General features: G+C 32.2%; 12 protein-coding genes. 7 read left to right on the top strand and 5 right to left on the bottom strand.

The window, feature by feature from the left end; genetic code table 11:
* Positions 1-2 precede the first annotated feature (2 nt).
* Positions 3-938, top strand: coding sequence for a ChaN family lipoprotein (locus HUE87_RS06190; protein WP_194367848.1), 936 nt, complete (start codon positions 3-5; stop codon positions 936-938).
* Between the two features lie 47 nt (positions 939-985).
* Here the strand turns inward: HUE87_RS06190 and HUE87_RS06185 are convergent, their stop codons facing one another.
* Positions 986-1,291 (bottom strand): gamma-glutamylcyclotransferase family protein, encoded by a 306-nt coding sequence (locus tag HUE87_RS06185; protein ID WP_194367847.1) that lies wholly within the window; start codon positions 1,289-1,291, stop codon positions 986-988.
* Positions 1,292-1,457: 166 nt separating this feature from the next.
* Here HUE87_RS06185 and ychF point away from each other — a divergent pair, with 166 nt between their 5' ends.
* Positions 1,458-2,558, top strand: a complete 1,101-nt coding sequence (gene ychF, locus HUE87_RS06180; protein ID WP_194367846.1) for a redox-regulated ATPase YchF — start codon at positions 1,458-1,460, stop codon at positions 2,556-2,558.
* 49 nt (positions 2,559-2,607) lie between these two features.
* Positions 2,608-3,204 carry a hypothetical protein gene (locus HUE87_RS06175; protein WP_194367845.1) on the top strand — a complete coding sequence of 199 codons (597 nt, stop codon included), beginning with the start codon at positions 2,608-2,610 and terminating at the stop codon, positions 3,202-3,204.
* Here the strand turns inward: HUE87_RS06175 and HUE87_RS06170 are convergent.
* The 3 genes from HUE87_RS06170 to HUE87_RS06160 are packed head-to-tail and all read right to left on the bottom strand — an operon-like array spanning position 3,201 to position 5,962.
* A complete protein-coding gene (locus HUE87_RS06170) occupies positions 3,201-4,019 on the bottom strand; it encodes a phosphatidylserine decarboxylase (RefSeq protein ID WP_194367844.1) in 819 nt (272 codons plus the stop codon). The genes HUE87_RS06175 and HUE87_RS06170 overlap by 4 nt on opposite strands.
* Before the next feature lie 17 nt (positions 4,020-4,036).
* The gene (truD, locus tag HUE87_RS06165; protein WP_194367843.1) at positions 4,037-5,125 is read right to left on the bottom strand and encodes a tRNA pseudouridine(13) synthase TruD; all 1,089 of its coding nucleotides are present in this window, start codon (positions 5,123-5,125) and stop codon (positions 4,037-4,039) included.
* Between the two features lie 18 nt (positions 5,126-5,143).
* Positions 5,144-5,962, bottom strand: a complete 819-nt coding sequence (locus HUE87_RS06160; RefSeq protein WP_194367842.1) for a thiamine-phosphate kinase — start codon at positions 5,960-5,962, stop codon at positions 5,144-5,146.
* An 86-nt stretch (positions 5,963-6,048) separates the two neighbouring features.
* On the opposite strand from HUE87_RS06160, the gene HUE87_RS06155 reads away from it, so the two are divergent.
* A complete protein-coding gene (locus tag HUE87_RS06155) occupies positions 6,049-7,233 on the top strand; it encodes a GGDEF domain-containing protein (RefSeq protein ID WP_194367841.1) in 1,185 nt (394 codons plus the stop codon).
* A gap of 9 nt (positions 7,234-7,242) precedes the next feature.
* Here HUE87_RS06155 and HUE87_RS06150 read toward each other — a convergent pair whose 3' ends face one another.
* A complete protein-coding gene (locus HUE87_RS06150) occupies positions 7,243-8,319 on the bottom strand; it encodes a DUF5644 domain-containing protein (protein WP_194367840.1) in 1,077 nt (358 codons plus the stop codon).
* 181 nt (positions 8,320-8,500) lie between these two features.
* Between HUE87_RS06150 and HUE87_RS06145 the strand changes: the two genes are divergently transcribed.
* From HUE87_RS06145 to HUE87_RS06135, 3 genes are read left to right on the top strand one after another with little or no spacing between them, the layout of a single operon-like run.
* Positions 8,501-10,213 carry an FAD-dependent oxidoreductase gene (locus tag HUE87_RS06145; protein WP_194367839.1) on the top strand — a complete coding sequence of 571 codons (1,713 nt, stop codon included), beginning with the start codon at positions 8,501-8,503 and terminating at the stop codon, positions 10,211-10,213.
* A 9-nt stretch (positions 10,214-10,222) separates the two neighbouring features.
* A complete protein-coding gene (locus HUE87_RS06140; RefSeq protein ID WP_194367838.1) occupies positions 10,223-11,203 on the top strand; it encodes a succinate dehydrogenase/fumarate reductase iron-sulfur subunit in 981 nt (326 codons plus the stop codon).
* A gap of 10 nt (positions 11,204-11,213) precedes the next feature.
* The gene (locus HUE87_RS06135) at positions 11,214-12,095 is read left to right on the top strand and encodes a CoB--CoM heterodisulfide reductase iron-sulfur subunit B family protein (protein WP_194367837.1); all 882 of its coding nucleotides are present in this window, start codon (positions 11,214-11,216) and stop codon (positions 12,093-12,095) included.
* Positions 12,096-12,128 lie beyond the last annotated feature (33 nt).

Here is a 12,128-nt window from a genome sequence, read left to right as displayed (position 1 = left end):
ATATGCAATTAATTTTAACATTATTTTTATCTATAGTATTTTTCGGCTGTACTGAACCAAGCACTCCAAAGCAACTTTATCATTCTCTAAATTGCAAAGAAAGTATCTATTCATTAAAAAGTGCCGAATGCATAAATCATGAAGAGTTTATTGAGACACTTGAATCTTATAAAGTTATATTTATAGGAGATCATCATAGTAGTAAAAAACACCATGAGAACGTTGCGGACATCATATACAGTTTATCTAAAAAAGGATATCGTATTCATCTTGCAAATGAGTGGTTCACACCAGAAGATAATAATATCTTAGATAAATATGCAAATGGATCACTAAACGATGAAGAGTTTACCAAAAAAATAAACTGGAAAACAAGAAAATATTTTCAATTTGACCTTTTCTCACCTATATATCATGCAGTTATAGATACTAAAGGAAAACTTTATGGTATTAATCTATCAAAAAAACAACGTAAACTTATTTCAACTGTAAACACTACTGGTATGAACAGGAATGAAAAAATATTTTTCAACACTCTAGATGTAGATGTATTAGTTCATAAAACATTTCTTTCACCATTTTTTAGCCATTGTCATAAAGCAAAAAATGGAGAAAGTAATCAAGAGTGCATAAACAGAATGTACAGCGTTCAGGTTGCTTGGGATACAAAGATGGCTAAAGAGAGTGCCAAACTTGCTAATGATGTGTTACGAACTAATAGGGACAAACTTATTGTTTTTGCAGGGGAAATGCACCTAATTAATAATATTGGTGTAAACTTACGCTTTGCAAGAGAGTCTAAAATACCTTTTGTAACACTACTTCCTCAACGCAAAGAATATAGCAATATTCTACATGGAAAAGCTGATTTTGTTTACATATATAAACAATACGAAGAAGCAAGCAAGATAGAAGCTAAGTTAATTCAAGGAATTTAAATTAGTTAATCAGGCTTCGTACCTTACTGGCAGTATTTAATTTTTACTTAATCATTTAGCAAATAAACCCATGCTGTTTCTTTAGTACCGTCTGTCAATATAATCGTTTTTTCTTCTCTTTTAAATAGATGTGGTAAACTTTCATAATCATCTATTTCATTTATCTCATCTTGTGTAACTTCAAATAAAACACCATTTATTATATTTTTTCCTCTATGTGTATCTACTAATAATGGAAAATCACCTTCCATAATCTCATACATACCAGTAAGTGTTGCTTCTTTTTTCTCTCTATTCCTACTAAATTTACTCTTTTGTAGTGTTCCATAACTAAATATTTTAATATTTCTCATATTACAACCTTTAAATATAATTAAAATATTATACCTAATTTGCATAGCAAAGGAGTAGCATAATAGAGTATTTCTACTTGATTTATATATTTTATCTAATAAGAGTTATTTTTGCATACTTTAGTTATTATTACAAAATTATTTTATAAGTATCAAAAGGGTTTAAATGGGATTAAGCATAGGTCTAGTAGGACTTCCAAACGTAGGTAAATCAACAACATTCAACGCACTAACAAAAGCACAAAATGCAGAAGCAGCTAACTATCCTTTTTGTACAATAGAACCAAACAAAGCAGTTGTTCCTGTTCCAGACAAAAGATTGGCAGAGCTGGCTAAGATTGTTAATCCTGAGAAAATTCAATATTCAACACTTGATTTTGTTGATATTGCAGGTCTTGTTAAGGGTGCTAGTAAGGGTGAAGGACTAGGAAATAAGTTTTTATCAAATATCCGTGAGACAGAAGTTATACTTCAAATTGTTAGATGTTTTGATGATGATAACATCGTTCACAATGAAGGCAATATTGACCCATTGAGAGATGTTGATATAATTGAGGGTGAGCTTATACTTGCAGATATAGAAGTATTACAAAATAGAATAGATAGACTGAAAAAACAAGCAAAATTTGATAAAAATGTTCAAGCTGTTTTAACTATTGCAGAAGAACTTTTAGAGTTTTTAGCTGATGGTAATTTAGCAAGAAACTTCGAAAAAAATGATACAGAAGAATACATTCTACTTAATCATGAAATCAGACTTTTAACAAACAAAGAGATTATGTATGGTGCTAATGTTGATGAAGACGGATTACTTGAGGATAACGACTATGTTATTAGACTTAGAGAGCACGCTTCTAAAAACAACTGTGAGATTATTAAGCTATGTGCAAAGATAGAAGAAGAACTAATTGGCTTAGATGATGATGAAGCACAAGAATTTTTAACTGACTTAGGCGTTAAAGAGTCTGGATTAGAGCAAATTATCCACAAAGGATTTGATAAACTGGGACTTATGAGTTACTTTACTGCCGGTGTTAAAGAAGTGCGTGCTTGGACTATTCGTAAAAATACTACTGCACCAAAAGCAGCAGCAGCTATACATAACGATTTTGAAAAAGGTTTTATCCGTGCAGAAGTTATAGCTTACAATGACTATATAGAGTGTGGTGGGGAATCCAAAGCAAAAGAAGCTGGAAAGATGAGACTAGAAGGTAAAGAGTATATTGTTAATGATGGTGATGTTATGCACTTTAGATTTAACATTTAGGCACAACTGCCGATTTATCGCATACTAAACGATTTAAAAGGGAGTTAGTATGGAGTTAAAGTATGTTGGTCCCAAACCAATTATTTCACACACGGGCATAGAATTTGACAACAACAAAGAGGATAAGTTTGTTTATCTGAATATTGTTGTCCAACTACTAAAATCACTTAATCACAGCTACATTAAAGACAAGATATATACATATCAGACCGACAGTTCCAGATTATCAAATGATGAAATATATCAGGAATTAAAAAAGTATTGTCCTAAGTTAAGCTCACTAATTGAAGAAAAAAGTCACGATGTTCAGAATGAAATTAATCATAATTTAAAAAGAGCGCATGAAAATAACATTATAAAGAGTGAAGATAAAATAACTCTTGAAAACAATATAAACATTATGAGTGATTACCTAATCCAAAGATCAAAAAACAAGAGTGCTTATTATTGTGCTGTTGATGTATTGGCGGAGCTTGTTAAAAATGAGAATATTGGATTTATTGTTGTGCCTATGTTTCAAAAATTTGCACATGTACTTCATTCAGTTCAAGGTAGTCTAAGAAAACAGAAAAATCCAATAGACTCCAAACTAGAAATTTATCAAGAAGATGGAAAACTTTTAGCAAAACTTATTATAAATAACTAAATAATTTTCGCGATTGTGTCTGAGTATTTGACATTGTCGCCAGCTTTAATATCTAATTCCAACATCCCTTTTTCAGCTAATATAACTATTGTTGAGCCCATCTCAAAACAGCCAAAATCATCACCTTTGTTTAGGTGTAAATCAGCATAGCTGTAAACACTGCTATTAAATGCATCAGCGTTAGTCTTTATCTTTGGCTCAAAAGAAACTTGCATAACACCTACATTTAAGGCACTTACAAGAACCATATAAAATCTCTTTTTATTAGTCGTTTCACAAAGCAAAACAACTCTCTCGTTTTCTATAAATAGATTAACTCTTTTTTTAAGAGATGGTATATTTACAGGGTAAAATTTACCTGGGATGTGTACAGCTTTAATAACTTTTAGATTTGTTGGTATATGGTAACGATGGTAGTCTTTTGGTGAAAGATAAAAGTTTACAAAAGTTCCATTGTTGACTATACTTTTCTCTTCTTGGGAAAAATTATCACCTAAAAGCTCATCACTTTTGTATCTCATACCTTTAATTTGAAGCGCATACTCTTCTTGTAGTTCTCCACACTCAGATATAAGAGAATCGCACGGTGATATAAAATCATCTGCATCAAGTGAATACATTCTATCTTCTCTTAACTTTCTCGTAAAAAGGGCATTTAAACTGCTGTAAGTGTTTGGAGAATGAAATTCACTCATATCTAAGCCCATTAAATTTACATAAGAGTTATTAACAAAATTTTGAATTGGTTTTGAAAACTTTTTATTTGCAAATTTTGCAAAACTTTGTGAAACTGCTGAAGTTATATGTCTGCTCATTTTTAACTATATCCTACTTATTTTTTATTTTTTTCATTAATATTACGTTTTGCCAGCTCTTCTATAAGCACAGTTGCATAAGAGCCTTTTGGAAGAGAGAAGTTTAGTTCATACTGAGCCTCTTCTGGTTTAAACCTGCCCTCTACACCTTCAGGGAAAACCCAAGCATACCTTCTAGCACCCTCAGCATTAATTTCATCATCATAATCTTTTTCTATAACGCCTGCACTATCTGAAGACATTTTTACCTTTGTCCCACACAAGAGACCTGTTGGTGATATTCCTCTATCATTAAACCTATTTAAATCATCTTCTTGTCCATTAAAATCAAAAAGCCTACCATGAGGATAATGTTCCATTATGTCGCCATTAAACAGCTTAAATGGATGCTTTTGCGCCTTGAGATTAACAAGTTCACTGTTTGGCATATTCAGAAGTGATTCTAACTCTTCTGGTTTAAAATTTTCTATAAGTGTATTAATTTCAAGTCTTCTACTTAGCCATAGATTAAAAAGATGACTTTGATATGCATTTATAAGAAGTTTTTTTATCTTTGGGTTACGTTCTTTTTTCTCACCTTTGGCAATTTTCTCACCTTCAATGTGATTATCACCATCATTTCCAAAACGTTGAAAACCAAAAAAGTTAGGCATACCAAATTTAGAAATATTCTTTAAAGCTTCATCTAGCTTTTGAGCACTTGTTGGATTTACTTTTTTAAGTTTAATATAAAACCTATTTCCCTTTAAGTGACCAGTTTTTATTTTGTTGTTATGATAAGCTTTTGAAAGTATTTTAATACCTTCATGTTCAAACTTATCCATAGCTTCTTCATGTTTTTTGTGAATAGATATATACTGCTTAGTCATGGCATGTTTATCTTTTAGACCGGCATAACCAATCTCTTTGTTTTGAATGCCAAGATATCTGGCAATTATGCTAACTAATTCAAGTGTTGATAAACTCTTTTTTCTAACAAAAAGAACAAGATGCTCACCCTCCCCTGAAAACTCATAAAGAGGCAACTCTTCAACAACAAAATCTCTGGGAGTCTGTTTAAAAAGAAAATCAATACTAGAGTGGTTTAATGAATAAAATCTATCCATACTTTTATAATCCTTATTTTAAAAATGATTCGCTTTACAGCAATTTACATATCTCTTTCTAACACTTTTAGCAAAAATATTAAGTGGTGTTCTGCTCTGCTTTGCCCGTCTTAAAACAGCTTTTTTGTGTCTTTTATCAAACGCAACCAACATTTCATACTCTTCTCCGCTACATCCAATAGATTTTAATATCTTTGTATTAAACTTAAAGCCTACTCTGTTCACTGATGAAAGCTTATCTAAATCACTAAATAGACCATCTGATATATCCATTCCTGAACTTAAAAATCGCTCTGCATTTGATAAAAATTTATCTCTAAGTTTTATATCTATAAACTTAGATTTTTTGTGTATTTTGCCTAAATTCATAAGCTTTTTTAAATCTTTTTTACTTCTACCAAGTTCACCAGTGAAAGCTATTAAATATCCTTTTTTAATATTACTTCTTAAAAGTGGCTTTTTTGTTTGCGAGACAATTGTTATAGTAATATCCAATTTTACATTACTTATAGTATCCCCACCTATTATATCAATCCCATATTTGTCTGCAACATCTTTAAAGCCTGATGCCAATTCTTTCATCTGCTTCTTAGTTATACGAGGAGGCATAGAAACGCTCAAAAGTGCATATTTTGGTTTTGCATTCATGGCAACTGCATCTGAAATATTTATCATCATTGCCTTGGAAGCAATTTGATAATAACTCATCCATTCATGCTTGAAGTGTACATTTTCAAAGAATGCATCTTTTGAATAAACATTTTGTTTTATCAAAGCCCCATCATCACCAATATGTTCACTCTTAAATTGTGATATAAAATAATTTTCTAAATTCAATAAAACTTCTTGCAGTGGCTTTAAGTTAGTATTAAAGCCAATAGATATAAAATAGCGTACATTATACCATTTTTTAGGAAAACTTCATGAAACAATCTATAAAAAATATTTTTAATAACTTAATATTATTTCTTTTTTTAATAACCATACTTGCTGCTGGTGGCGTGTTGGTTGCTATAGACCATAGTAGTACTTTTACAAAGATAGACAATTTAAATAACCAAAAGCAAATTATATCAACTTTGACAACTTTTCCTAAAGATGACATAGAATTAGCACTTATCCAATTCAATGGCAAAAGCACAAAGCTACACTACGAGATAGAGAAACTACGTAACTTGTATAAATATAATTATACAGAACAGTACGTACTATCAAATAAAGATGAGTATCTTGCAGATTTGGATGAACTTAGTAGTTTAACAACTTCATTTAACATAAAAGCTCGTCATTACTACACAACTAACGCTAAAAAAGATGAGCTAAATCAAAACTTTAATCTGCTCTATAATAAAATTGACTCAATTATATTCAAAAGCATAAAATACTCCAAAGAAAAATTTTATATATATAAAAATATCACTTACGGTTCATTTTTTATAATTCTGCTTGCATTAATTTTTTATAGAAAAAAGCTTAATGCAATATATGAAGATTTACTATTTTTATACAATGTGAATAAAAAAGATTACGTGATATTTTCAGAAGAAGTTGATGCTATTGCACTAAGAATGGTTAGAAAGCCGGTTACATCTGACAATCCATCAATGATAGACCCTGTAACAGGTATTAATAATCACAGAGGTATGGTAAATTCATTCTCAGAAAAAAAAGGGTTAAAGGATGGAAACTTTACAACTGTAACTATTCTCGAGATTAATAATTTTTCAAAATCTAACAGAGCCTATTCACAAGAATTTACACAAACTATACTTAAAAAAGTTGCATTTACCATATCTCTACATGAACAAGCATTGGATGTAATAGCAAGAACTGACTATAACCAATTTACTGTAATTCTTTCTCGTGAGAGCAAAGAGCAGTCATTTAAAGATATTGAGACTATTCGTCAAAGTATTTCTGAACTAAGATTAAAATCACAAGCTGATGGCGCAGTAAAGATAACTATAAATGGAGGATTTGTTGTTAAACCGAACAATGTATCTCTTGAAAACTCTATAGTAGAAGCAAAAAAAGTTTTAAATTTTTCTAAAGAGCAAGGTACTTGTAGCATATGTCAAATAAAAGATTTGGCTAAAAGTGAGCTCTAGATAAATCTTTTATAAAAAAGAGATTTTAACCTTATGTTTATCAAAGCCAAGGAGTGAACTGTTTTTTTCTCCCTCTAGTAACTTAACAAACTGCTCTTGAGATATAACTGGAAGATTAATCTCTCGTCCTACTGCTTTTTCTATTCTTTTTTGCTCACCATCAAATAACATAACATCGCTTTTGCCTCTAACAACAATAAAGTCAGCATTTTCGTCTTTGGCTTGAATTAAAATATTACCCGCTATTTTAAGTGAAAAATTTTTGCTAACCAACGTTGAATATGGCGCCAGATCTTCATATTTAAGGCTTATATCAACATAATTAGCTTTTGATTCTTTTATCATAGAACTTGAAGAATTTTTATTTAAACCATCGAATGAAGCAATATTAAAACCTTCAAAAAATTGAGAAATATCTGCATGATGTGTTTTAATATTTGTAGAGGCTGAAATTCCAGAATAAGTAACTTTTGGTAGCATTGATAAAAGTGATTTTATTTTATGCTCTTTGCTTGTGTCATAGTTAAAAACTCTATTTTGAAGTGATGTATGGTACCAAATTCCGTTATCTACGTTAGAAATAAATTTTAAAACATCTTCCTTCAACTTAGGGTTTTGCTCAATTACATCACTAGCTATGAGCAGTGAATGATCTCCGATATAATCTCTGTTGATATCGTATGTGTTGGATGCATAATAGTCTAATTCATAATTTTTAGCATATTCATCCATATCCATAGGAGTTATATACTCTTTAAATGTAACTATCTTCTCTAAGAAATCTTTTTTATCTATTATTAGGTCTTGTGTGGCTCTATATATGCTAATAGGCTCAATTTTAAATTCATTTGATGTTGCATCTACTATGTTTACTATTAATTCGTTCACATTCATATAAAGATTATTTATTTTTATATTAAAATCAACAGTAGCCTCAAATCCAAATTTATCAATACTGTTTATCTTGTTGAGAAGACTCAATACGGTGTCTCTTTGCTTATACTCTATAGTATATGTTTTATAATAAGGCAGGTAATCAACTTTAGAATCAAATCTAAAAAGTTCAACTTGTAGTTCTTTAATCATAATATTCCTTCTAATATTTATATTAAAAATAAGAGATGAGTATATCAGAAAATAATAACAACAGTATATAAAGAACCATGTCCCAAAAGGTAACAAACAGGACTATATGATATCTTTTTATGCGTTACAAAGGGTAATGATTGTACAATCCAAAATATTTTATTTAACAAAGGAAAGCTAGATGAGTATTCCTATTTATACTTACGATGCAATTGTTGTTGGAGCTGGTCTTGCTGGCTGTGCTGCAGCAAGAGAACTACAAAATGCAGGAAAAAAAGTTGCTGTTATAACTAAACTTCACCCTCTTAGAAGCCACTCTGGAGCGGCTCAAGGTGGTGTAAACGCAGCATTTAGTGATGAGGATAGTATTGAACTTCATGAATTTGACACAGTTAAGGGATCGGATTATCTAGCAGATCAAGATGCAGTAGCTTTTATGTGTGAAAAAGCTCCTGGTACTATTCGCTGGATTGAAAGAATGGGTGCAGCATTTAGCCGTACTCCTGATGGAAAAATTGCTCAAAGACCTTTTGGAGGGCAATCTTCACCTCGTGCTTGTTACGCAAAAGACAGGACTGGTTTAACACTACTCCAAACTATATATGAGCAGGCTCATCGTGCAGGTGTAAAGTTTTGGGATGAGTGGTATGCAGCTGACGTTATATATAAAGATGGGAAGGTTTCAGGTGTTATTGCATTTAATATAAGAGATATGCAAATGGCTATCTTTAACTCAAAATCTGTAATGTTTGCAACTGGTGGATATGCTCGTTCGTATAAAATCAATTCAAATGCACATGCAAATACCGGCGATGGACTATCTATTGTTGCTCGCCATGGTCTTCCTTTAGAAGATATGGAGTTTGTTCAGTTTCATCCATCTGGATTATCTGGAAATGGTGTTTTGATTTCAGAAGCTGCACGTGGTGAAGGTGGTAAACTCTTAAACTCTCTAGGTGAAAGATTTATGGAGAAATATGCTCCTAACGCTATGGAACTTGCATCTCGTGATGTTGTAAGTCGAGCGATTCTTAATGAAATCAGAGAAGGTCGTGGTGTTGGACCAAGAAAAGATGCAGTTTATATAGATGTAACTCATCTTGGTAGAGATTTAATTATGGAGAGACTACCTGAACTACGTGATTTAGCAATCACATTTTTAGGTCTTGATATGATTAAAGAGCCTATTCTTATCTCGGCAACTGCTCACTACTCCATGGGTGGAATTCCGGTAAATATAGCTGGAAATGTTCGTAAAAATAACAATGAATTTATTGAAGGTTTTTATGCAGCTGGTGAGTGTGCTTGTGTTTCAGTTCATGGTGCCAATCGCTTAGGTGCAAACTCTGTACTCGAAGCTCTTCTTTTTGGTCGCTATGTTGGTAAAACAATGGCTGCAGAAGTTGACAATATTGAACTTCGTGTTGCGACACAAGAAGATGCAAAAACAGCACTTGCAGAGATAGATTTTATTTTAAACAATAATGGCAAAGAAACAATTACAAATTTAAGAGAAGAGTTACAGCAGTGCATGACGGCTAATGCCGGTGCATTCAGAACAAAAGGTACTTTAGAGATAGCAGTAGCAAAAGTTAAAGAGCTTAGAGGAAGATTTAAAGATATAAGAATAAAAGATAAATCAAAGGTGTTTAATACTGAGCTTCAAGAAGCTATAGAATTTGGTCATATGATTGACTATTCTGCTTTTATTGTAGAGAGTGCAATAGCTAGGAATGAGAGTCGTGGTGCTCATTTTAGAGAAGACTTTGACACTAGAAATGATGAAGAGTTTTTAAAACACACAATGGCTTATATGTCTGAAAATGGCGATATTACACTTGACTACATGGATGTTGTACTTGGCAAACATGAACTTAAAGCAAGAACATACTAAGGAGAACTTATGAGTACACATTCAATAACTACACAAAAAGTAAACTTCAAAGTATTTCGTTTCAATGCTGGTGATGATTACCTTCCATACTATGAAGATTACAGTATGGAAGTAACTTCAGAAGAAGTTGTTTTAGACATATTAAATAGAATAAAATGGGATTTAGACGGCAGTTTTTCATATCGTCGTAGCTGTCGCCATGGTATTTGTGGGGCATGTGCTATTAAAGTAAATGGTCGTGCAACTCTTGCATGTAAAGAGAGTATGAGTACTATAATAAACATATTTGGCACTGATTTAACAATTGAGCCATTAAGTATAAAAAGAGCTGTTAAAGACTTAATCATTGATAAAGGTGATTTTTGGGAAAAACACGATGCTATTCATCCATTCCTTATCTCAAATATAGATGAACATCCAGATATGGAGTGTGCTGTTACTCCAGCACAAGCAGATGAGCTAAATGATGCTGATCTATGTATTCAATGTGGTGCTTGCCACTATGCTTGTCCTGTAGTCGAGATAAATGAAGACTTTTTCGGTCCTGCTGCATTTGCAAAAGCCTACCGTTTTGAGGCAGATGTTCGTGATGATGCCCATGTTACAAGACTTACTGAGCTGCACGAAGAGAAGCAAGGTCTTTGGGACTGTGTAAAATGTTTTGAGTGTGCTGAAGCTTGTCCTAAAGATGTAAACCCAATAGATAAAATAACTAAACTTCACCAAATGTTATTTAAAGAAGGTGTTGCAACTAGTAATGTTGCTACTCGTCATGCTGTAGGCTTTAAGCACTCAATTGCTAAACATGGTGTACTGGATGAAGGTGGATTAGTTCTTTATAGTGAAGGGCCAGCTATAGTTAAACATATCCCTGTTGCACTTAAGATGCTTAGAAAAGGTAAGATAGTTATGCCGTGGGCAATACCAAAATCTGACAATCTAGATGAGATACAAAAACTTATTAAATCATCATCAACTGTTAAGTTTTAAGGAGTTATAGATGGAAAAATTAAAATACGCACTTTTTACTGGTTGTACAGCAAAACAAAGTACTCCAGAGCAATTAATGTCTACATATGCTGTTGCAAATAAACTTGAAATAGAACTTATAGAACTAACTGAAGCTTCATGTTGTGGGGCTTCTCACCTTCAAGACTATGATGACTTTTTATCTCTAGTTTTAAATGCCAGAAATATAGCTTATGCAGAAAAGCACGGACTAACTATGGTTACTATTTGTAATACATGTCAGCTTAATACTGCAATGACTAAGCACCGCCTAGATAACAATGCAGAGCTAAAAGCAGAAGTGAATGAAAAATTAAACGAAGTAGGTCTAGAGTACAAAGGTACATCTCTAGTAACTCACTTTCTTTATGCAATAATTGATGACTTTGGTCTTGATAAACTAAAAGAGATGGTTGTTAAACCTTTAAGTCAATTCAATATTGCACCATTTTATGGTTGTCATAATATTCGCCCTTCTGAGCTTCAAAATGAGACTCATAGAACAAAAGAGAATCCATACAATCCTACTTCACTTGATGATTTAATAATCGCTTGTGGTGGTAAGAATGTTGATTATGAACAAAAAAACAAATGCTGTGGTTTCCATGTAGAGCTTCAAGCTCCTCATACTGCTGCTGTTTTAACTGGTAATGCAATTGCTGGTGCAGTTGATCAAAATGCTGATTGGATGGTAACTCCATGTCCACTTTGTCACCTAAAGTTAGATACTCAAGCAGATCATGCTTCAAAAGCTATAGGTCGCGATGTAGAGCTTCCAGTTTTACACATGCAACAAATGGTTGGTCTTGCACTTGGATGTAGCACTGAAGAACTTGGACTTAAGCATCACATTGCTGAAGTAAATTTTATATAATTTATCATACTAAGGGTATTCTTTCCTTTAGTT

The sequence above is a fragment of the Candidatus Sulfurimonas marisnigri genome (assembly GCF_015265475.1).
GTDB lineage: Bacteria > Campylobacterota > Campylobacteria > Campylobacterales > Sulfurimonadaceae > Sulfurimonas > Sulfurimonas marisnigri.
The sequence above is the reverse complement of the archived record's forward strand: the minus strand, read 5'-3'. Positions and strand labels throughout refer to the sequence as shown.